The organism is Kitasatospora sp. NPDC002543, assembly GCF_053594915.1.
In genome coordinates, this window is sequence record NZ_JBSFWR010000046.1 from 23,086 (window position 1) to 41,373 (window position 18,288).

An 18,288-nucleotide genomic window follows, 5' to 3' on the forward strand; every position below is an offset into this window, starting at 1 on the left:
GGCGGGTCAGCCCCGCTCGGTGACGAAGATCGCCGTGCCGGGGATCAGCCGCCCGCGCAGCGGGGACCAGCCGCCCCACTCCTGCTCCAGTCCGGCCGGCCACTCGGGTTCGACCAGGTCCACCAGGCGGAAGCCGGCGGCGACGAGTTCGCGGACCCGGTCGCCGAGGGTGCGGTGGTGCTCGACGTAGGTGGCGCGGCCCCGCTCGTCCTGTTCGACGTACGGGGTGCGGTCGAAGTAGGAGGCGGTGGCGGTGAGGCCCTCGACGCCGGGCTCGTCCGGGAAGGCCCAGCGGATCGGGTGGGTGACCGAGAAGACCCAGCGCCCGCCCGGCCGCAGCACCCGGTGCACCTCGCGCATCAGGGCGGCGGTGTCGGCGCTGAACGGGACGGCGCCGTAGGCGGAGCAGGCGAGGTCGAAGGAGGCGTCGGCGAAGGGCAGGACGGCGGCGTCGGCCTGGACGACGGGGACGGGCGCGGCGCCGCGGCCGAGGTCGATCCGGCGGGAGTGCTGGAGCTGGCGGTAGGAGATGTCCAGGGCGACCGGGCGGGCGCCCCGGGCGGCCAGCCAGCGGGAGCACTGGGCGGCGCCGGCGCCGATCTCCAGCACGTCGCGGCCGGCCACGTCGCCGAGCAGCCGGGCGTCGGCCTCGTCGAGGCCCTCGGGGCACCAGGTGAAGCGGTCGTCGCCGAGGAATTCGCCGTGCTCGTCCTGGTACTCGTCGGCGTTGCGGTCCCACCAGTGGCGGCTGGCCCGGCTGCTCTCCCCGGTGCCGGCCTCCCGGCGGAGGGCGTCGTCGCCGTCCTCCTCCTCGACCCGCGCGGGGGAGGTGTCAAGATCGTGCAGGTCCGACTGGGGGGTGGTGGCCACGGTGACAATGCCCATCGCGTAGGGTATGGAGTGCGGAAGCGCCGCTGCCGAGAACCGGTCCTGTGAGGGTCCGGGTCCTGGCGGTGGCATCCGGGGACAGGGCCCCTTTCGGGCGCCGCCGCGAGGCGCGCATCCGGAGGATATGGCCTGATCCGTACCGGGCTCCACCGTCTTGCCGTCCTTCGGCATTGACCGTGCCTGGCCGTCCCCGTATGCTACAAGTTGCGCTGCGGGCCTGCGCGCCTCGGACGGAGCAGGTCGCGCTCGCATCTGTCGAAGACCCCACGGTCGCAAGACGGACGCCGGTTCTCGTTGAACGGGAATTTCGGTGCGCCGTGTTCTTGGCTGTCCGGCTTTCGGTGGGAGCGATACGGGCCCTCCGCGTGGCATTACCTACGACTTTCATGTCCGTACCGGAGCCCTTTTCCTAATGACGAGCCCCACCGACTCCTCCCTCAGCACCACCCCGCAGGTCGCGGTCAACGACATCGGCGACGCCGAGGCGTTCCTCGCCGCCATCGACGAGACCATCAAGTACTTCAACGATGGCGACATCGTCGAGGGCGTCATCGTGAAGGTCGACCGTGACGAGGTCCTCCTCGACATCGGTTACAAGACCGAGGGCGTCATCCCGTCCCGCGAGCTCTCGATCAAGCACGACGTTGACCCGCACGAGGTCGTCGCCGTCGGTGACAACATCGAGGCCCTGGTTCTCCAGAAGGAGGACAAGGAGGGTCGTCTCATCCTGTCCAAGAAGCGCGCTCAGTACGAGCGTGCCTGGGGCACGATCGAGAAGATCAAGGAAGAGGACGGCATCGTCACCGGTACCGTCATCGAGGTCGTCAAGGGTGGTCTCATCCTCGACATCGGCCTCCGTGGCTTCCTCCCGGCCTCGCTCGTCGAGATGCGTCGTGTCCGCGACCTCCAGCCCTACGTGGGCAAGGAGCTCGAGGCCAAGATCATCGAGCTGGACAAGAACCGCAACAACGTGGTCCTGTCCCGCCGTGCCTGGCTGGAGCAGACCCAGAGCGAGGTCCGCCAGACCTTCCTCACCACCCTGCAGAAGGGCCAGGTGCGCTCCGGCGTCGTCTCCTCGATCGTCAACTTCGGTGCCTTCGTGGACCTGGGTGGCGTCGACGGCCTGGTGCACGTCTCCGAGCTGTCCTGGAAGCACATCGACCACCCGTCCGAGGTTGTCGAGGTCGGCCAGGAGGTCACCGTCGAGGTTCTCGACGTTGACATGGACCGCGAGCGCGTCTCCCTGTCGCTGAAGGCGACCCAGGAGGACCCGTGGCAGCAGTTCGCCCGTACCCACCAGATCGGCCAGGTCGTTCCGGGTAAGGTCACCAAGCTGGTTCCGTTCGGTGCGTTCGTCCGCGTGGACGAGGGCATCGAGGGTCTGGTCCACATCTCCGAGCTGGCCGAGCGCCACGTCGAGATCCCGGAGCAGGTCGTCCAGGTCGGCGACGAGATCTTCGTCAAGGTCATCGACATCGACCTCGAGCGTCGCCGCATCAGCCTGTCGCTCAAGCAGGCCAACGAGGCCCTGGGTGCCAACCCGGCCGAGGTCGAGTTCGACCCGACCCTGTACGGCATGGCCGCCTCGTACGACGACCAGGGCAACTACATCTACCCGGAGGGCTTCGACCCCGAGGCGAACGACTGGCTGGCCGGCTTCGAGAAGCAGCGTGAGGAGTGGGAGCGCCAGTACGCCGAGGCGCAGTCCCGCTTCGAGCAGCACCAGGCCCAGGTCATCAAGAGCCGCGAGGCCGACGCCCAGGCTGCCGAGGAGGGTGGCGACGCCGTCGCCGCCGCCGCCGGTGGCTCCTACTCGTCCAGCAGCGACGAGGGCTCGGGCGCCCTGGCCTCCGACGAGGCCCTGGCCGCTCTGCGCGAGAAGCTGGCCGGTGGCCAGAGCTGAGGCTCTCGCTTCCCGCTAGCCGATAGCTAGACGGTGGGCCCCACCCGGATCTCCGGGTGGGGCCCATGTCGTTGTCGCGGGGCCGCTCCGTTTCGTCCGACGGGGCCGGCCCTGTTTCGTTTTTCGCGATGATTTATACCGCCCCGACTTATGTGTGTTTTATGTGAAGGAAAGTGTGAGATGGGGCTCATTGCCCGTCTATAGGCCGGAGTTCGGGTTGCCCCTAGATTGAGGGGAGCTGCCCGAAAGGCTCCTCATGCGCAACCCCACTTCCGCCGCCCCCACCGCCGTGGTCGGCGGCCGGCTCGCGGCCCTCGGCCGGTTCTGCTTCCGCCACCGCCGCTGGGTGCTCGGCCTGTGGGCCGTCGTCCTGGTGGTCGGCGTCCTGATCGGCGGCCGGGTCTTCGAGGGCTCGGTGGCCGGGGCCTCCTCCGCCAGCGCCGAGGCCGACCGGGGCGGTGCGGTGATCGCCGCGGCCGACCCGGCCAAGGGCACCGTCACCGCGGTGGTGGACGGCCGGCCGGTGGACGATCCGGGGGTGAGGGCCGCCGTCGAGCGGGCCACCGCCGAGATCGCCGCCCTGCCCGGGGTCTCCTCCGCCGCCGACGCGTACGGCTCCGGCCCGGCACCGGCCGCGCTGCGCTCCGCCGACGGGACGGCGAGCCTGATCAGCGTCCGGATGGCCGACACCGCGAGCACCGCCCAGACCGACGCCGTCACCGCGCGGCTCGCCGCGCTGGAGGGGGCGGGCGGCGCCCACGTCACGGTCGGCGGGGACCTGGTGCTCCAGCAGGAGGTCAAGCGGCAGACCGAGAAGGACACCCGGTTCGGCGAGCTGGTGACGCTTCCGGTCACGCTGATCGTCATGGTGCTGGTCTTCGGCGGGCTGGCGGCGGCCTCGCTGCCGGCGATCGGGGCGGTCGCCTCGGTGGGCGGCGCGCTGCTGGCCATGTTCGGTTTCAGCCGGATCATGGACATCGACACCAGTGTGCTGCCGATCGCCACGGTGCTGGGGCTCGGACTCTCGATCGACTACGCCCTGCTCATGGTGAATCGTTTCCGTGAGGAACGCGGCCAGGGCGCGGGCATCGCCGCCGCCGTCGAGCGGACCGCGGCGACCGCCGGACGCACCGTGGCCTTCTCCGGGCTGACGGTGGCCGTCGCGCTCTCCGGCCTGTTCGTCTTCACCAGCCCGGTGCTCGGCGCGGTGGCCGCGGCCGGGGTGAGCGTGGTGGTGATCGCCGTCGCCGCCGCGCTGACCCTGATCCCCGCCCTGCTGGGCTTCGCCGGAGCGCGGATCAAGGCGCCGGCCGCGCCCGTGGCGGACGAGGGGTTCTTCAGTCGGACCGTGCGCCGGGTGCGCAAGCGGGCGGTGGCGGTCACCCTCGCCTCGGTGGCGCTGCTGATGGCGGCCGGGGCGCCGTTCCTCCACGCCGACATGCGCAGCTCGGGCGCCGCGGTGCTGCCCGCCTCCTCGGCCGGGCGGCAGGTCGCCGAGGCGATCGACCAGCGCTTCCCGCAGGCCGCGGCCGCGCCGGTCACGGTGGTGGTCGAGGGCGGGGCGGCGGTGGCGCAGGCCTACGCGGACGACGTGGTCGCCAGGCTGCCCGGGGTGAGCGGGGTGCGGGCCGTGTCGCCGGTGAGCGACTCGGTCTCCACGATCGACGTGCTGGTGCACGGGGACCCGCAGGGCGCGGAGGCCAAGCGGGTGGTCGGGGAGCTGCGGGCCGACCGCGGCGGGCTGACCACCTACGTCACCGGCGGTGCCGCCTCGGTGGTGGACTTCCAGGACGAGCTGTTCTCGCGAGGGCCGTGGGCGCTCGGCCTGGTCGCGGCCGGCACGCTGGTGCTGCTCTTCCTGATGACCGGCTCGGTGGTGATGCCGGTCAAGGCGCTGCTGATGAACCTGCTCTCGCTGGGCGCCTCGCTCGGCGCGCTCACCCTGGTGTTCCAGGACGGCTGGTTCAGCGGGCTGCTCGGGTTCAGCCCGACCGGCGGGCTGGAGACGTTCATACCGGTGCTGGTCTTCGCCTTCGCCTTCGGGCTGTCGATGGACTACGAGGTGTTCCTGCTCTCCCGGATCAGGGAGCTGACCCTGCGCGGGCACGACTGCGTCCGGGCGGTGGAGCTGGGCGTGCAGCGCAGCGGTCGGATCATCACCTCGGCGGCGCTGCTGATGGTGATCGTCTTCGCCGGGTTCGCGCTCGGCGACATGCTGATGGTCAAGCAGATGGGCATCGCCCTGGCGGTCGCCGTCGCGGTGGACGCCACCCTGGTGCGGTGCCTGCTGGTGCCCGCCGCGATGAGCCTGTTCGGGGAGTTCAACTGGTGGGCGCCCGCCCCGCTGCGGCGGCTGCACCGGCGGTTCGGGCTGAGCGAGCACGTCGACCTGCCGGAGATCGAGCCGGCCGCGGCGGCGGCGATCCCGGCGCCGCGGCCGGCCGAGCCGCTGGTCGGGGCGGTGTAGCACCCCGGGCCGGCGGGCCGGCGTCGGGGCGCGACGGCCGGCGGGGTCGTCAGTGCAGCCGGCGCAGCAGTTCGACCGCCGCGCGGAGGCGGTCCTGCTCGGCCGGGTCCAGGCGGGACTCGATCGCGGTGGCGATCCGGTGCTCGCGCCGGGCGCGCTGGTCGAGCAGGGCGGTGCGGCCGGCCTCGGTGGCGGTGATCAGCAGCTTGCGCCCGTCGGTGGGGTGGGGCTGCTGGACGACCAGCCCGGCCTCGGTCATCAGCGCGACGGTGCGGGCCATCGACTGGTGGCGGACCCGCTGGAGCGCGGCGAGTTCGGCGACGGTGCAGGTGCGTCCGTCGCGGACCAGCAGGCCGAGGACGGCGGCCTGGTTCTGCGGCAGTTCGTCGGCCTCGCGCAGGGAGCGGACCAGGCTGCCGAGGGCGGCGCGCAGGTCGGCGGCGAGTTCCAGGGTGTCCGGGCGAGGGGCTTCGCTGCTCATGGGATGAGTCTACCGGGAATATGTCCAGCCTTGCTGTACAGCCTTGCTGTATGGTTTTCGGCATGCGAATCACCAAGTTCGGACACGCCTGCGTACGCGTCGAGCACGGCGGCACCACCGTCGTCGTCGATCCGGGGGCCTTCACCGACCCCGCCGCCGCCCTGGCCGGGGCGGACGCCGTCCTGATCACCCACGAGCACATGGACCACTTCGAGGAGTCCCGGCTGCGCGCCGCCCTGGAGGCGGACCCGGCGCTGCGGGTGTGGACCAACCGGGCCGTCGCCGAGCGGCTGGACGGCGTGGCGCGGCGGGTCGCCGTGGTCGGCGAGGGCGACGCCTTCGAGGTCGGCGGGCTCGGCGTCTCGGTGCACGGCGAGTGGCACGCGGAGATCCACCCGGACATCCCGCGGGTGCACAACATCGGCTTCCTCTTCGACGGCCGGCTGTTCCACCCCGGCGACGCGTTCACCGTGCCGCCGCACGCCGTGGAGACCCTGCTGCTGCCGCTGGCGGCGCCCTGGAGCAAGGCCTCCGAGGTGATCGACTACGTCCGGGAGGCCGGGCCGCGCCGGGCCGTCCCGGTGCACGAGGCGGTGCTCAGCCCGATCGGGTTCGCCGTGCAGACCCGGCTGGTCGGACCGGAGGGACCGGGCACGGGCGCGGAACTGACGCTGCTGGCGGAGGGCGAGAGCCTGGAACTGGACTGAGGCCCCCGGGGCGGCCCGCTGCTGACGTGCCCGGCGCCACGCCGGTAGCCTGACGCCATGCTGAAGATCGGACTGACGGGCGGCATCGGCGCGGGCAAGAGCGAGGTGTCCCGGCTGTTCGCCGCGCACGGCGCGGTGATCGTGGACTCCGACGTGATCGCCCGCGAGGTGGTCGCCCCCGGGACGGACGGACTGGCGGCCGTGGTCGCCGAGTTCGGACCGCGGGTGCTGCGGGAGGACGGCGCGCTGGACCGGCCCGCGCTCGGGGCGGTCGTGTTCGCCGACCCGGAGCGGCTGAAGGCGCTGAACGCGATCGTCCACCCGCTGGTGCGGGCCCGCTCCGCCGAGCTGGAGGCGGCGGCCGCGCCGGACGCCGTCGTGGTGCACGACGTGCCGCTGCTGGCCGAGAACGGGCTGGCGCCGCTGTTCGACCTGGTCGTGGTGGTGGACGCGGCGGACGAGGTGCGGGTGGACCGGCTGGTACGGCTGCGGGGCATGGCCGAGGAGGAGGCCCGGGCCCGGATGGCCGCCCAGGCCTCCCGGGAGGACCGGCTGGCGATCGCGGACCTGGTGATCGACAACGGCGGCGGCCTGGCGGAGCTGGAGGCGCGGGTGGACGCGGTCTGGGCGGAGCTGGCGCGCCGCGCCGCGGCCTGACGCCGGGCCCGGCCGGCGCGCGGCCGGGTCGTCAGCCGCGGCCGGGTCGTCAGCCTCGGGCGGGCCGTCCGGGCCGAGTGGCCGGGAAGGGTCTGGTGGAAGACCCCGGGGGAGGGGAGCATGGCGGAATGGATGATCGTTCTTCGCCCGAGCCCCAGCTCACCGGGGCGCCGGTGGTCGAACTGCTCGCGCGGTACGGCCGCGCCGAGCAGCAGGAGATCCTCGGCCCCGGGGCCGACCCGTACGGCGTCGCCTACACCGGGCTGACCTTCCGCCCCAAGGAGATCCACTTCGGCATCCGGGCCGCCGACGGCCGGCTGGTCGCCCACACCGGGCTGGTACCGCTGCCGCTCACCGCGGGCGGCACCGACCTGACCGCGATGGGCGTCGGCGGGGTCTGCGTCGCGCCCGACCGGCGGCACGGCGGCCTCGCGCAGGCCGTGGTCGGGGCCGCGCTCGACCACGCGCGCACGCTCGGCCACCGCTACGCGCTGCTGTTCTGCCGCCCGCCGCTGGCCGGGTTCTACCGGAGGCTCGGGTTCCGGGAGGTGGCGCGGGGCGTGACGGTGGAACAGCCGGAGGGACGGCTGGTGGAGATGCCGCTGCGCACCCTGTGGGCACCGCTGGCCACCGGGGCCGGATGGCCGGAGGGGCCGGTGCGGCTGCGGTCGCTGCCGATGTGACCGGGCTCCCACGGCGTCGGGGTGCGCGGGCCCGCCGCGAACCGGCCGGGGCGGGAGCGTCCGGGGGCTCGGGGCAGGGGCTCCCGGGGTTTTCGGGGGCTTTCGCGGGTCAGGCCGTCGCGGCCGGGCTGTTCGCCTGCGCGTGCGTCACGGCGGCGCCGGCCAGGGCGCGGATCATCGGGTGCGCCCGGGTGCCGTCGCCGGACAGTTCGGGCTGGAACAGCGAGGCCAGGAAGAACGGGTGGCCGGGCAGCTCCAGGATGCGCAGGTCGCCCGACCCGTCCGCACCGCTGAACCGCAGGCCGTGGGCGGTCAGCCGGTCCAGGTAGGCGGGGTCGGGGCCGTACGCGCAGTGGTAGCGCTCCAGGGTGCGGGTGGCGCCGAGGACCCGTTCGGCGAGGCTCCCCGGGGTGACCGTGACGGCCCCCTCGTGGCCGACCAGCGAACAGGACAGCGGGGCGATCACCTGGTCCGGCGCGTCCGGGTGGTCCTCGCCGTGGACGGCCCCGGCCAGACCGCAGACGTTCCGGGCGTACTCCAGCACCGCGTGCTGGAACCCGGCGCAGGTGCCGAGGAAGGGGATGCCGCGCTCGCGGGCGGTGCGCACGGCGGCCAGCGCGCCCGCCTCGCTGCGGTACGGGCTGCCGGGCAGCAGCCAGATCGCGTCGAAGCCGTCCAGGGCCCCGGGCCCGACGGCGTCCCCGGTCGGGATCCAGTAGGCGTCCAGGACGAGGTGGTCGTGCTCGGCGAGGGCGTCCAACAGGCCCGGGATCCGGGCGTGCGAGCGGACGGCCGGGGAGCGGTCGCCGACCAGGGCGACCCGCGGGTTCGGGTAGGTCATGCGGCTATCCTGACTCCGCACCCGAGATCAGCGCCAACGATGATTCCTTAAGTTTCGATCAGATCGGTTGATGACCCGCCGTGGATCCGCAGCAGCTGCGCACCTTCGTCGCCGTCGCCCGCCTCGCCTCCTTCTCGGAGGCGGCGCGGGAGCTCGGCTACACCCAGTCCGCGGTCTCCCAGCAGATCGCCGCGCTGGAGGCGGACCTCGGGATCGCGCTGCTGGTCCGCCGCCCGGTCGGCCCGACCCCGGCCGGGCAGCGGCTGCTGGAGCACGCCGCGCCGCTGCTGGTCCGGCTGGAGGCGGCGCGCGCCGACGTCGCACGCCTGGCGGGCGCGCCGAGCACCCGGCTGGTGCTCGGCGCCACTCCGCTGGCGGTCGGAGCGCTGCTGGGGCGCGTGCTCGGCGAGGTGCGCCGGGAGTATCCGAGGGTGGAGCCGGTGGTCCGCGTCCTCGCCCAGGACGCGCTGCCCACCCAGGTGGCCACCGGCGAGGTCGACCTCGCCCTGATCGACGGGGCGGCCGCGCCCAGCGACCCGCTCCCGCTGCCCGACGTCGGCCCGCTGCGCACCGTCGCCGTGACCGAGCGGCCGATCGCCGTCGCCCTGCCCGTCGGCCACCCGCTGGCCGGCCGCGGCGGCCTCGCGCTCGCGGACCTCTCCACCGCCCGCTGGCTGGACGCCCCCGACCTCACGCCGACGGCGGCCCGGCTGTGCGCGGCCGCGGGCGTCGACGGCTTCCGGCCCGCCCTCCGCTACCAGGGCACCGACCTGCACGGACTGCTCGCGCTGGTGGCGGCCGGGCACGGGCTCACCCTGCTGCCCGAGGAGGTGCTCGCGGCGGCGCCGGGGATCGGGTGCGCGACGATCGCCGAACCCCGGCTGGTGCACCGCACCGAACTCGTCCACGGCATCCTGCCGGAGGGGCCGGCGGCACTGCTGGCCCGGCTGCTGGAGGGGGCCCGGCCCTGAGGAGCCCGCCGGGGGCGCCGAATTCGCTTGCGTGGACGGCCAGGGCCGATGGAATGATCATGCGATGAGCACTGGAATCATCATCAGACGGGTGCGTGCCGAGGACTGGCAGCGGCTCAGGGACATCCGCCTGGACGCGCTGCGCGACCCGCTCGCGGCCGTGGCCTTCCTGGAGACCCACGAGCAGGCCGCCGCCCGGCCCGACGAGTTCTGGCAGGACCGCACGACCCGGGCCGCGACCGACCCGCACGTGGCGCAGTTCGTGGCGGAGGCCGAGGACGGCGAGTGGCTCGGCTCCATGACCGGGCTGGTCGAGCGGGCCGGCGGGGACGGGGCCCTGGCGGGCGACGTCGTCGAGGTGGACCAGGTGCACGTGGTCGGGGTCTACGTCCGGCCGCGGGCGCGGGGCACCGGGCTGGCACTCGACCTGCTCCGGACCGTGCAGGAGTGGGCGTGGTCGCTCGCCGAGCCCAGGGTCGAGCGGGTGCGGCTGTTCGTCCACGAGGACAACCCCCGCGCCGAGGCGATGTACCGGAAGGCCGGCTTCGAGCACACCGGCGTGGCGCTGCCGGTGCCCGGCGGCGGGGACGGCCGGGAGATCGAGCTGGCGGTCCGGCGGGGCTGACCGCCCGGCGAGAACTGCCGAGCGCGAAGCGGCGGCAGCGGTGACGGGGCGTCGGCGGTTGTGGAGGCGCGGCCACCGGGCGTTCACGTCCCGGGCCTGACGGTGGCTGCCCGAGCGGTGCTGTCATGAACACAGTCGCCCGGCGAGAGGCCGGGCCGGGACCAGGAGTGCTTCCCCCATGATGCCCCGTCACCGCCTCACCGTCGTCGCCTCGGCGGCCGCCCTCGCCGCCGCCGCCCTCGCCGCCGGCACCGCGCAGGCCGCCGCCCCGGCCCACGGCGCCACCCAGAAGGCCCCTACGCTCGCCGCGAGTTGTTCGCAGGCGTACCTGCCGCTGCCCGACCCGAACTGCACCCCCGGTGCGTACAACCCGGACGTCACCCAGGCGACCATCGGGCAGACCATCTGCGTCTCCGGCTGGACCGCCACCGTCCGCCCGCCGACCAGCTACACCAACCCGCTGAAGGTGCGGCAGATCGCGGCCTACGGCTACGCGGACACCAGCACGGCGGACTACGAGGAGGACCACCTCGTCCCGCTGGAACTCGGCGGCGCCCCGCGCGACCCGGCCAACCTGTGGCCCGAGCCCCGCTACGGCAGCCAGCCGGCGCAGAGCAAGGACTCCGTCGAGACCAAGCTCAAGAACGCGGTGTGCGGCGGCCGGGTCGGCCTCGACGACGCGCGCGGCGCGATCGCGAGCGACTGGACCACCGCGCTCGCCGTCCTGGGGCTGTGAGGCCGGCTCCCCGGAGGGCCTGAACCGCAGCGGGCACCCGCGGCGGGAACACTCCCGCCGCGGGTGCCCGCCCTTGGTGTCAGTGCCCGTCGCAGCCCGGGAGCGCCTCGCACATCGGCGCCGACATGCCGGTGCCGACGTACTTGTCCTCGGGGGCCTTCCAGGCGTCCTTGGGCTGGGCGCCGCCCTTGGTGGTCGCCCAGACGGCCAGCTCGCTGACCGCGCCGCCGTCGCCGACCACGTACTCGTGCAGCGTGACGGCGCCGCCGTCGGCCTGCGGGACCGTCAGCACCGCGGCGAAGTACGGCGCGTCCGGCGCGCTCTCGACCTTCACCGTGGCGCCGGGCGCGGACTTGGCGCAGGACTTGAGCGCCTCCGTCAGACGGGTCTGGGCCATGGCGGCGGACTGCTTGACGCCGCTGCTGCGGGTCGGGTCGCCGTGGAACAGCAGGGTCTGCTGGGCCGTCCAGCGGTCCCCGCCGAACCCGACCTCGGACCTCGCGGCGGCGGAGCCGGTGAACAGCGGCTCGTCGTCCTTGGCGACCGCGGCGTGGCACAGCTCCATGCCCTTGAACTGCACCGGGCCGGTGACCGGCTTGGCGTTGGCCGACAGCGGAGTGTAGTGGTAACTCTCGTCCATCGGAATGCTCTTGGTGTCCATCCAGGCCTTGTCCGGGATGCCCTTGTCACCCCCGGAGGGCTTCTTGGGATCGGTGACGGGCGTGGTGGCGGCCGGGACGCCGGCCGAGCCGGCGCTCTGGCTGCCGCTGCCCGAACCGCAGGCGCTGAGCGCGCCCAGGCAGACGAGGGCTGCGGCGGTGGCGGTGACGACTCTCGTGGTGCGCAACTGACGGTTCCTCGGGTGTCCGGTGGCGTTGGTCGGGGTCGCGCGCACGTCGGCCGTGGGCCGCTGGTGCGCGGCGCCCTCCGTCCGACCTCGCCGCCCGGTCGACCCGTGGTCGCGGGCACGCGGCATGGCGGCTCCTCCCCTGTGCGTAGGGCCGTCGGGCTCCCAGCCCCGCTGCCCGCCCCGGGATTGAGGGCTGGTCAGGGTCGTTGCCGCGTCGACCGCGCTCGAAAACCTATGCCACCGGGCCGCCGGGAGCAAAGCCGGGTTCCGGCCGGAGGCCCGGATTCCCTTTGAGGCCGGTGGGATTGGTGGGGCCGACCCGAAAAGGGCGGGACGGCCCAGGAGGCGGTGGGCGAGGGGACGGTCAGAGGGCGGCAGTCCGCCGGAAGAGGGCTGTGAGGAGGAAGGAGGCGCCGAACAGCGCCGAGCCGGGCCCCTGGGCGGTCATCGGGCGGACCTCCAGCGGGGTGAGGTCGCGGAACAGCGAGCGCAGTTCGTCCGGCGAGTAGGCCAGCCCGCCCTCCAGCGCGCCGAGCCGGTAGAGCTCCTCGTTGGGGCGCTCGGAACCCATCGCGCCGGCCGCGAAGGCGGTGACGGCGAAGTGCCCGCCCGGCGCCAGCACCCGGTCGAGCAGCGCCAGGTAGCTGACCCGGCGGTGCGGCGGGAGGTGGTGCAGACAGCCGGAGTCGTAGACCAGGTCGTACTGGGCGTGGGGGAGTTCGGCCTCGAAGATGTTCGCCCGGTGGAACCGCGGGCCGACGGCCGGGGCGGTCCCGCGGGCGCGCTCCCCGGCCCAGGCGAGGGCGGTGGCGGAGAGGTCGACGGCGTCCACCTCGAAGCCGAGCGAGGCCAGGTGGATCGCGTTGCGGCCGGCGCCGCAGCCGAGGTCGAGGGCCCGGCCGGGGGCCGGCGGCAGCAGGCCGCGGTCCAGGTAGGAGACCAGGTTCTCGTCGGGCCTGGGCGTGAAGAACGGGCGCGCGGCGGCCCGGTCCGCGTAGAGGCGGTCCCAGAACGGTTCGGCCGGCGGGAAGAGGCCGTCGAGGAGGGCGAGGACGTCTTCGGTGGTGCGGATCGTACGGTTCATGCCGCCGAGCCTAGGCGGCCCGGCGGGCGGCCGCTTCGGGGCCGAAAGCCCTTGTGGCGTGGGTGGTTGGGGCTCTCGGTGGCATGGATGGGGCGACTGTCCGGGCCCGGGGCCGGGGCGGCGCCGGGCCCCCGGGCCGGGCCGGGAAGGGCCGTTTCCGCGGCGAGGGGAGGGGCGACCGGGAGGGAGGTCGGGAAATTCCTCCGCGGAGGGGCGCCGGGGTTTCGACGATCCGTCGCCGCCCGTGGCTGCCGAGGGGCGCCGTCCGCGTGCTAGGTTCGCACGCGGTCGAACGGCCCTGGTGTGCAAGGGGGAAGCGTGGTCGAGGTGCCGGTGAGTGCCCGGTGGCTGTCCGGGATCGGGGCCGCCGTCTTCCTCCTGCCCCTGGGGATCGTGGTGCTGGGGTTCAGCTGGTCCGGGCTGGAGCTCTACGCGGTCGGGCTGCTCCTCGGCGGCGCGTGCGCCGTGCCGCCGTTCCTCTCCGATCCGGCGCGGCACCGCCGCGCCTGCGCGGTGGCCGGCATCGTGATCACGGTGGTGTCCGCCCCGTTCGTGTTCCTCGGGGTCGTCTTCCTGGCGTCGATCTGGTACGGGGCGGTCTTCCTGGCCTGCTTCTCCCTGCCGGCGGCCGCGGTCGCCGGGCTGACCGCCGGGTTCCAGCGGGCCAGGGGGCGGGAGCACGGCCGCCTGGCGGCGGGCATCGCCTGGGCCTCGGGTGCGACCGCCCTGGTCGGCTGGGTGACGCTCACCGCCTTCGTGACGACGCTGCCGACCGGCTGACCGGCCCGGACCCGCGGGCGCGCATAGGATCGGTGGATGATCACCGTACCGTCCGGCCGGGTCACCCTCTCCGACCGTCGCACCCGGCGCAGTTGGGCCGTCGACGTGGCGCCGTTCCGGCTGGCGGCGTGTCCGGTGACCCGCGAGCAGTACCAGGACACGGCCGGCGACCGCCGCCCCGCGCACAGCGTCTCCTGGCTCGACGCCGTCCGCCACTGCAACGAGCTCTCCCGGCGTGAAGGCCTGGCGGCCGCCTACGCGGTGGACGGCGAGGAGGTGTCCTGGGACCGCGCGGCCGACGGCTACCGGCTGCCCACCGAGGCCGAGTGGGAGCACGCCTGCCGCGCCGGCACGGACGGCCCGCGCTACGGCCCGCTGGACGAGATCGCCTGGTACCGCGGCAACTCCGGCGAACGGCCGCACCCGGTGGGCGGCCTGCGCCCGAACGCCCTCGGCCTGTACGACCTGCTCGGCAACGTGTGGGAGTGGTGCTGGGACCACTACGACCCCGAGGTGTACGGCAGTTACCGCGTCCTGCGCGGCGGCGGCTGGTTCGACGAGCACTGGAGCTGCCGCGCGTCCGTCCGCCGCCGCAGCCACCCGACCCTGCGGATCGACGACGTGGGATTCCGGCTCGCCCGCTCGATCGTCGGGTGAGGCACGGCCGCGGAGCCCGTCGCCCGGGTGAGGAACCGTCGTGTCCGTTCGGGCGTTTGCGCGAGCATGAGTGATGAATCTGTGTCCCTGCGCCCGGTCGCCGAGGCCGACCTGTCCGCTCTCGAGGAAATGCTCGGCGACCCGGAGGCGCTGGGCGAGTTCCAGTGGTACGGCTGGCGGGACCCGCAGCGGCACCGTCGCCGGTGGGCGGAGAGCGGGCTGCTGGAGGAGGGGCAGTGGATGCTCGTGGTCTCGGTCGGGGGCGAGTTCGGAGGTTTCGTCGCCGCGACCCGCACCGGGGTGCGGCCGTCCACCCCGTACTGGAGCCTCGGCGTGCAGTTGCTGCCGGGGCTGCGTGGGCGCGGGATCGGCACCGAGGCCCAACGGCTGCTGGTGGACTACCTGTTCGCGCATTCGCCGGTGATGCGACTGGAGGCGGACACCGAGGCGGGCAACCTGGCCGAGCAGCGCGTCCTGGAGAAGCTCGGCTTCACCCGGGAGGGCGTGCAGCGGGCCGTGACCTTCCGGGGCGGCGAGTGGCGCGACGTCGTCCGCTACAGCCTGCTGCGCACCGACCCGCGTCCCTGACCGGTGCCGAACCACTCCTCGGCGAGGGCGTCCAGCGTCCGCGCCGAGGGCTTCAACTCCCGCAGGTACCAGGGCAGGTTGCTGTACACGTGGAGCAGCGTGTGCGCCATCAGCAGCCGGGGTTCGAAGTGGCGGCCGTAGGCGTCCAGCAGCCGGCCGAGCAGGTGCGGGTCGGCCCGGGTGGTGAAGAGCCCGACGGCGACCAGGTCGTAGGCCGGGTCGCCGATCATCGCGGGCTCGAAGTCGACCAGGCCGGTGAGGCGCCAGCCGCCGGCCGGGTCGGTGAGCAGGTGCTCGCGCATGAACTCGGTGTGCAGCAGGGCGCGTTCGGGGTTCGTGGGGATCGGGGCGGCGGCGAGGAAGTCCGGGATCTGCTCCAGCCACTCCTCTGCGAGCCCGCGTGCGCGCTGGCGGTCCACCGCGCCGGCCCGCTGCCGGGCCAGGAAGGCCGGCCAGTCGCCCGGGCCGAGGGTGTCGGCGAGCGGTTCGGGGTCGAGGGCGTGCAGGGCGGCGAGCGCCTCGCCGCAGTCCCGGGCGATCCGTTCCCGGTCGGGCGGGGGGATGTGCGGCCAGGCCGGGGCGAGGCCCTGCCCGGGCAGCCGGGACATCAGGAGGTAGCGCCAGCCGTTGACGTCCTCGCCGGCCGCGTGGACGGACGGGGTGGGGATCGGCAGCGCGCCGTCCAGGTGGGCGAGCACGCGTTCCTCGACGACGCCGTCCCGGGCGCCGGCGGCCGGGTACAGCTTGAGCACGAGCGCCTCGCCGACGGCGTACACCGGGACGGAGCCCTCCGGGAAGCGCTCCAGGGGCAGGCCGGCGAGGCCCAGCCGGGCGCAGAGCGCCTCGGCGCCGGGGCGCATCACCGTCTCGTCGGGGACGACCGCGTCCCACTCCTCGTCCGTCAGCACCAAGGGCAGCACGGCGGCACCCTAGGCGGGCGGACGGGGCGGGCGCAAAGGGGTTTCTCAGGGCCCGGCCCGGCGGCTCCCGCAGGCGTCCGCGTCCAGGGGGTCGGGGAGCGGCTCGGGGGTGGACGGGTCGCGGGTGAGCAGGTAGCGGGCGCCGGGACCGGCCTCGCCGGCGCGGTCGGCGGCGTTGTAGAGGGCGCAGCGGGACAGGGAGAGGCAGCCGCAGCCGATGCAGCCGGCGAGCTTGGCCTTGAGCCGTTCCAGTTCGGCGATCTGCTCGTCGATGCGGCCCTGCCAGGATTCGGCGACCTTGTCCCACTCGGTGCCGCTGGGGGCCGGGCGCTCGGGGAGGCGGTCGAGGGCGACCTTCGCCTCGTCCAGGGAGAGGCCGACGCGCTGGGCGGCGCGGACGAAGGCGAGCCGGCGCAGGGTGCCGCGGGTGTAGCGGCGCTGGCCGCCGGAGGTGCGGGTGGCGTGGATCAGGCCGAGGTCCTCGTAGTAGCGCAGCGCGGAGGCGGCGAGGCCGCTGCGGTGGGCGAGTTGGCCGATGGTGAGCAGGTCGCTGTGGTGCGGGCCGGGGGCCCGGCGGCCGTCGTGGCGGGCGGTCATGGGAACCCACTGTAGTCGCTTGACCTCAAGTCGGCTTTAAGTTGCACGATCTTTCCATGACGACGAACGCGCCCGCCACGACCGCGACCGGCACCCGCTTCGAAGGCCTTCCGGCCCTGATGAGCCTGATGACCGGCGACGAGAAGCACGGCCCCGCCGCCACCTCCACCCTGGACGCGCTCTGGGTGCTCTACGACCGGGTGCTGCGGGTGTCCCCGGAGACCGCCCAGGCGCAGGACCGGGACCGCTTCCTGCTCTCCAAGGGCCATGGCCCGATGGCCTACTACGCCGTGCTGGCGGCCAAGGGCTTCCTCGACCCGCAGGTGCTGCCGAGCTTCGGGGGCTACGACTCGCCGCTCGGGCACCACCCGGACCGAACGCTGGTCCCCGGCGTGGAGATCGCCTCCGGGTCGCTCGGGCACGGCCTGCCGCTGGCCGTGGGCACCGCGCTCGGGCTGCGGGCGCAGGGCCTGACCGGCCCGGCGGTATGGGTGCTGGTCGGCGACGCGGAGTTCGACGAGGGCTCCAACGCCGAGGCGGTGGCCTTCGCCGGGGCCTACGGCCTGGACCGCCTGCACGTGGTGCTGATCGACAACTCCTCGGCCACCCACGGCTGGCGGGGCGGTGTCGCCGAGCGGTTCGCGGCCGAGGGCTGGTCGACCGCGACGGTGGACGGCCGCGACCACGAGGCGCTGTACCGCGCGTACACGGCGGAGCACCCGGGCCGCCCGCACGTGGTGGTCGCCCGGGTCGAGCCCAAGAACTCCTGAGCCACCCGAGCGCCTCAAGCCCCGGGCCCCTCAAGCTCCCGAGCGCCTCAAGCCTCCGAGCCCCCGGGCCCCTCAAGCCCCCGAGCGCCGGCCGCCCACCCGGGCGCCCCCGAGCGCGCCGAGCGCCCCCAACCCCCTCGCAACGAAAGGAAGTCCACCGATGGACTCCATGCGCGACCGCTTCGTGGCCGTCACCACCCGCCTGCTGGACGAGGACCCCCGGCTGGCCCTGGTGCTCGCCGACATCACCGCGGCGGCCTTCGCCCCGGCCCAGGAGCGCCACCCCGACAGGGTGGTGAACGTCGGCATCCGCGAGCAGCTGCTGATCGGCGCGGCCGGCGGCCTGGCGCTGACCGGGATGCGCCCGATCGCCCACACCTTCGCCAGCTTCCTGATCGAGCGGCCCTTCGAGCAGGTCAAGCTGGACCTCGTCCACCAGGACGTCGGCGCGGTGCTGGTGAGCGCGGCGGGCTCGTACGACTGGCCGGCCGGCGGCCGCACCCACATGTCCCCGGGCGACGTCGCCCTGCTGGACACCCTGCCGGACTGGACGGTCCACGTCCCCGGCCACCCGGACGAGGCCGAGCAGCTGCTGCGCCACGCCTACGCGGACGGCGACCGCAACGTGTACGTCCGGCTCTCGGAGCACCGCAACGCGGCGCCGGTGCCGGTCGAGCCGGGCCGGTTCGCGAGCGTCCGGACGGGCTCGCGCGGTGTGGTGCTCGCCGTCGGGCCGATGCTGGACGCGGTGCTCGCGGCCACCGAGGGCCTGGACGTCACCGTGCTGTACGCGGCGACGGTGCGCCCCTTCGACGGCGCGGGGCTGCGCGCGGCGCTCGGCGACGGCACGGACGTGGTGCTGGTCGAGCCGTACCTGGCGGGCACCTCCGCCAACGAGGCGCACGCGGCGCTCGCCGACCGCCCGCACCGGGTGCTGGGCCTGGGCGTGCCGCGCGAGGAGCACCGGCACTACGGGTCGATCCCGGAGCACCTGGCGGCCTACGGCCTGGACGCCCCGTCGCTGCGGGAGCGGATCGGCGCCTTCCTCGGCTGAGCCGCGGCCGCACCCGCACCGCGTGCGGT

The 18,288-nt window shown here is 74.3% G+C and carries 20 protein-coding genes; 13 read left to right on the forward strand and 7 right to left on the reverse strand.

All coding sequences use genetic code 11. The annotated features are described in order from the left end of the window. Nucleotides 1-6 precede the first annotated feature (6 nt). Nucleotides 7-885: a class I SAM-dependent methyltransferase gene (locus tag ACWD4P_RS20510; protein WP_359829386.1), complete on the reverse strand. Its 879-nt coding sequence runs from the start codon at nucleotides 883-885 to the stop codon at nucleotides 7-9. Nucleotides 886-1,300: 415 nt separating this feature from the next. On the opposite strand from ACWD4P_RS20510, the gene rpsA reads away from it, so the two are divergent. Both rpsA and ACWD4P_RS20520 read left to right on the forward strand, forming a co-directional pair. Further along, nucleotides 1,301-2,791, forward strand: coding sequence for a 30S ribosomal protein S1 (gene rpsA / locus ACWD4P_RS20515; RefSeq protein WP_359829385.1), 1,491 nt, complete (start codon nucleotides 1,301-1,303; stop codon nucleotides 2,789-2,791). Nucleotides 2,792-3,047: 256 nt separating this feature from the next. After that, nucleotides 3,048-5,258 (forward strand): MMPL family transporter, encoded by a 2,211-nt coding sequence (locus ACWD4P_RS20520; protein WP_449780500.1) that lies wholly within the window; start codon nucleotides 3,048-3,050, stop codon nucleotides 5,256-5,258. Nucleotides 5,259-5,307: 49 nt separating this feature from the next. Here the strand turns inward: ACWD4P_RS20520 and ACWD4P_RS20525 are convergent, their stop codons facing one another. Then, nucleotides 5,308-5,739: a MarR family winged helix-turn-helix transcriptional regulator gene (locus ACWD4P_RS20525; protein WP_359829383.1), complete on the reverse strand. Its 432-nt coding sequence runs from the start codon at nucleotides 5,737-5,739 to the stop codon at nucleotides 5,308-5,310. A 62-nt stretch (nucleotides 5,740-5,801) separates the two neighbouring features. On the opposite strand from ACWD4P_RS20525, the gene ACWD4P_RS20530 reads away from it, so the two are divergent. From ACWD4P_RS20530 to ACWD4P_RS20540, 3 genes are all read left to right on the forward strand, one after another. Further along, nucleotides 5,802-6,446, forward strand: a complete 645-nt coding sequence (locus ACWD4P_RS20530; RefSeq protein ID WP_449780501.1) for an MBL fold metallo-hydrolase — start codon at nucleotides 5,802-5,804, stop codon at nucleotides 6,444-6,446. 57 nt (nucleotides 6,447-6,503) lie between these two features. Beyond that, entirely contained in the window at nucleotides 6,504-7,103 is a 600-nt protein-coding gene (coaE, locus tag ACWD4P_RS20535; protein WP_449780502.1) for a dephospho-CoA kinase, read from the forward strand. A 128-nt stretch (nucleotides 7,104-7,231) separates the two neighbouring features. After that, nucleotides 7,232-7,786 carry a GNAT family N-acetyltransferase gene (locus ACWD4P_RS20540; RefSeq protein ID WP_359829380.1) on the forward strand — a complete coding sequence of 185 codons (555 nt, stop codon included), beginning with the start codon at nucleotides 7,232-7,234 and terminating at the stop codon, nucleotides 7,784-7,786. A gap of 109 nt (nucleotides 7,787-7,895) precedes the next feature. Here ACWD4P_RS20540 and ACWD4P_RS20545 read toward each other — a convergent pair whose 3' ends face one another. Beyond that, nucleotides 7,896-8,627, reverse strand: a complete 732-nt coding sequence (locus ACWD4P_RS20545) for a CTP synthase C-terminal region-related (seleno)protein (protein WP_449780503.1) — start codon at nucleotides 8,625-8,627, stop codon at nucleotides 7,896-7,898. 80 nt (nucleotides 8,628-8,707) lie between these two features. Here ACWD4P_RS20545 and ACWD4P_RS20550 point away from each other — a divergent pair, with 80 nt between their 5' ends. From ACWD4P_RS20550 to ACWD4P_RS20560, 3 genes are all read left to right on the forward strand, one after another. After that, nucleotides 8,708-9,598, forward strand: a complete 891-nt coding sequence (locus ACWD4P_RS20550; RefSeq protein WP_449780504.1) for a LysR family transcriptional regulator — start codon at nucleotides 8,708-8,710, stop codon at nucleotides 9,596-9,598. Between the two features lie 64 nt (nucleotides 9,599-9,662). Continuing rightward, complete coding sequence (locus ACWD4P_RS20555; protein WP_449780505.1) at nucleotides 9,663-10,223, forward strand: N-acetyltransferase family protein; 561 nt, start codon at nucleotides 9,663-9,665, stop codon at nucleotides 10,221-10,223. Between the two features lie 178 nt (nucleotides 10,224-10,401). Continuing rightward, a complete protein-coding gene (locus ACWD4P_RS20560) occupies nucleotides 10,402-10,959 on the forward strand; it encodes a hypothetical protein (RefSeq protein WP_449780506.1) in 558 nt (185 codons plus the stop codon). Between the two features lie 79 nt (nucleotides 10,960-11,038). On the opposite strand, the gene ACWD4P_RS20565 is transcribed toward ACWD4P_RS20560, so the two are convergent. Then, a complete protein-coding gene (locus ACWD4P_RS20565; protein ID WP_449780507.1) occupies nucleotides 11,039-11,806 on the reverse strand; it encodes a hypothetical protein in 768 nt (255 codons plus the stop codon). 367 nt (nucleotides 11,807-12,173) lie between these two features. Further along, the gene (locus tag ACWD4P_RS20570; protein ID WP_449780508.1) at nucleotides 12,174-12,893 is read right to left on the reverse strand and encodes a class I SAM-dependent methyltransferase; all 720 of its coding nucleotides are present in this window, start codon (nucleotides 12,891-12,893) and stop codon (nucleotides 12,174-12,176) included. A gap of 318 nt (nucleotides 12,894-13,211) precedes the next feature. Here ACWD4P_RS20570 and ACWD4P_RS20575 point away from each other — a divergent pair, with 318 nt between their 5' ends. The 3 genes from ACWD4P_RS20575 to ACWD4P_RS20585 all read left to right on the forward strand — a co-directional run bounded on the left by ACWD4P_RS20575 (nucleotide 13,212) and on the right by ACWD4P_RS20585 (nucleotide 14,918). Then, nucleotides 13,212-13,673: a hypothetical protein gene (locus ACWD4P_RS20575; protein WP_449780509.1), complete on the forward strand. Its 462-nt coding sequence runs from the start codon at nucleotides 13,212-13,214 to the stop codon at nucleotides 13,671-13,673. A gap of 36 nt (nucleotides 13,674-13,709) precedes the next feature. Further along, nucleotides 13,710-14,330, forward strand: a complete 621-nt coding sequence (locus ACWD4P_RS20580; protein WP_449780510.1) for a formylglycine-generating enzyme family protein — start codon at nucleotides 13,710-13,712, stop codon at nucleotides 14,328-14,330. A 66-nt stretch (nucleotides 14,331-14,396) separates the two neighbouring features. Continuing rightward, on the forward strand, nucleotides 14,397-14,918 hold the full coding sequence (locus ACWD4P_RS20585; protein ID WP_359829188.1) for a GNAT family N-acetyltransferase: 522 nt from the start codon (nucleotides 14,397-14,399) through the stop codon (nucleotides 14,916-14,918). Here ACWD4P_RS20585 and ACWD4P_RS20590 read toward each other — a convergent pair. Together ACWD4P_RS20590 and soxR are read right to left on the reverse strand one after the other, a co-directional pair. Continuing rightward, nucleotides 14,885-15,838 carry a phosphotransferase family protein gene (locus ACWD4P_RS20590; protein ID WP_449780511.1) on the reverse strand — a complete coding sequence of 318 codons (954 nt, stop codon included), beginning with the start codon at nucleotides 15,836-15,838 and terminating at the stop codon, nucleotides 14,885-14,887. The genes ACWD4P_RS20585 and ACWD4P_RS20590 overlap by 34 nt on opposite strands. Before the next feature lie 45 nt (nucleotides 15,839-15,883). Next, complete coding sequence (gene soxR / locus ACWD4P_RS20595; protein WP_449780512.1) at nucleotides 15,884-16,435, reverse strand: redox-sensitive transcriptional activator SoxR; 552 nt, start codon at nucleotides 16,433-16,435, stop codon at nucleotides 15,884-15,886. Between the two features lie 56 nt (nucleotides 16,436-16,491). Between soxR and ACWD4P_RS20600 the strand changes: the two genes are divergently transcribed. Together ACWD4P_RS20600 and ACWD4P_RS20605 are read left to right on the forward strand one after the other, a co-directional pair. Further along, nucleotides 16,492-17,205, forward strand: a complete 714-nt coding sequence (locus tag ACWD4P_RS20600; protein WP_449780513.1) for a transketolase — start codon at nucleotides 16,492-16,494, stop codon at nucleotides 17,203-17,205. Between the two features lie 160 nt (nucleotides 17,206-17,365). After that, nucleotides 17,366-18,259 carry a transketolase family protein gene (locus tag ACWD4P_RS20605; RefSeq protein ID WP_359829192.1) on the forward strand — a complete coding sequence of 298 codons (894 nt, stop codon included), beginning with the start codon at nucleotides 17,366-17,368 and terminating at the stop codon, nucleotides 18,257-18,259. The last annotated feature ends 29 nt before the right edge of the window (nucleotides 18,260-18,288 follow it).

What these genes read in the sequence shown, in the direction of transcription:
- ACWD4P_RS20510 (WP_359829386.1), bottom strand. Translation starts at nt 885, where the DNA reads ATGGGCATTGTCACCGTGGCCACCACCCCCCAGTCGGACCTGCACGAT.
- rpsA (WP_359829385.1), top strand. Translation starts at nt 1,301, where the DNA reads ATGACGAGCCCCACCGACTCCTCCCTCAGCACCACCCCGCAGGTCGCG.
- ACWD4P_RS20520 (WP_449780500.1), top strand. Translation starts at nt 3,048, where the DNA reads ATGCGCAACCCCACTTCCGCCGCCCCCACCGCCGTGGTCGGCGGCCGG.
- ACWD4P_RS20525 (WP_359829383.1), bottom strand. Translation starts at nt 5,739, where the DNA reads ATGAGCAGCGAAGCCCCTCGCCCGGACACCCTGGAACTCGCCGCCGAC.
- ACWD4P_RS20530 (WP_449780501.1), top strand. Translation starts at nt 5,802, where the DNA reads ATGCGAATCACCAAGTTCGGACACGCCTGCGTACGCGTCGAGCACGGC.
- coaE (WP_449780502.1), top strand. Translation starts at nt 6,504, where the DNA reads ATGCTGAAGATCGGACTGACGGGCGGCATCGGCGCGGGCAAGAGCGAG.
- ACWD4P_RS20540 (WP_359829380.1), top strand. Translation starts at nt 7,232, where the DNA reads ATGGATGATCGTTCTTCGCCCGAGCCCCAGCTCACCGGGGCGCCGGTG.
- ACWD4P_RS20545 (WP_449780503.1), bottom strand. Translation starts at nt 8,627, where the DNA reads ATGACCTACCCGAACCCGCGGGTCGCCCTGGTCGGCGACCGCTCCCCG.
- ACWD4P_RS20555 (WP_449780505.1), top strand. Translation starts at nt 9,663, where the DNA reads ATGAGCACTGGAATCATCATCAGACGGGTGCGTGCCGAGGACTGGCAG.
- ACWD4P_RS20560 (WP_449780506.1), top strand. Translation starts at nt 10,402, where the DNA reads ATGATGCCCCGTCACCGCCTCACCGTCGTCGCCTCGGCGGCCGCCCTC.
- ACWD4P_RS20570 (WP_449780508.1), bottom strand. Translation starts at nt 12,893, where the DNA reads ATGAACCGTACGATCCGCACCACCGAAGACGTCCTCGCCCTCCTCGAC.
- ACWD4P_RS20580 (WP_449780510.1), top strand. Translation starts at nt 13,710, where the DNA reads ATGATCACCGTACCGTCCGGCCGGGTCACCCTCTCCGACCGTCGCACC.
- ACWD4P_RS20585 (WP_359829188.1), top strand. Translation starts at nt 14,397, where the DNA reads ATGAGTGATGAATCTGTGTCCCTGCGCCCGGTCGCCGAGGCCGACCTG.
- soxR (WP_449780512.1), bottom strand. Translation starts at nt 16,435, where the DNA reads ATGACCGCCCGCCACGACGGCCGCCGGGCCCCCGGCCCGCACCACAGC.
- ACWD4P_RS20600 (WP_449780513.1), top strand. Translation starts at nt 16,492, where the DNA reads ATGACGACGAACGCGCCCGCCACGACCGCGACCGGCACCCGCTTCGAA.
- ACWD4P_RS20605 (WP_359829192.1), top strand. Translation starts at nt 17,366, where the DNA reads ATGGACTCCATGCGCGACCGCTTCGTGGCCGTCACCACCCGCCTGCTG.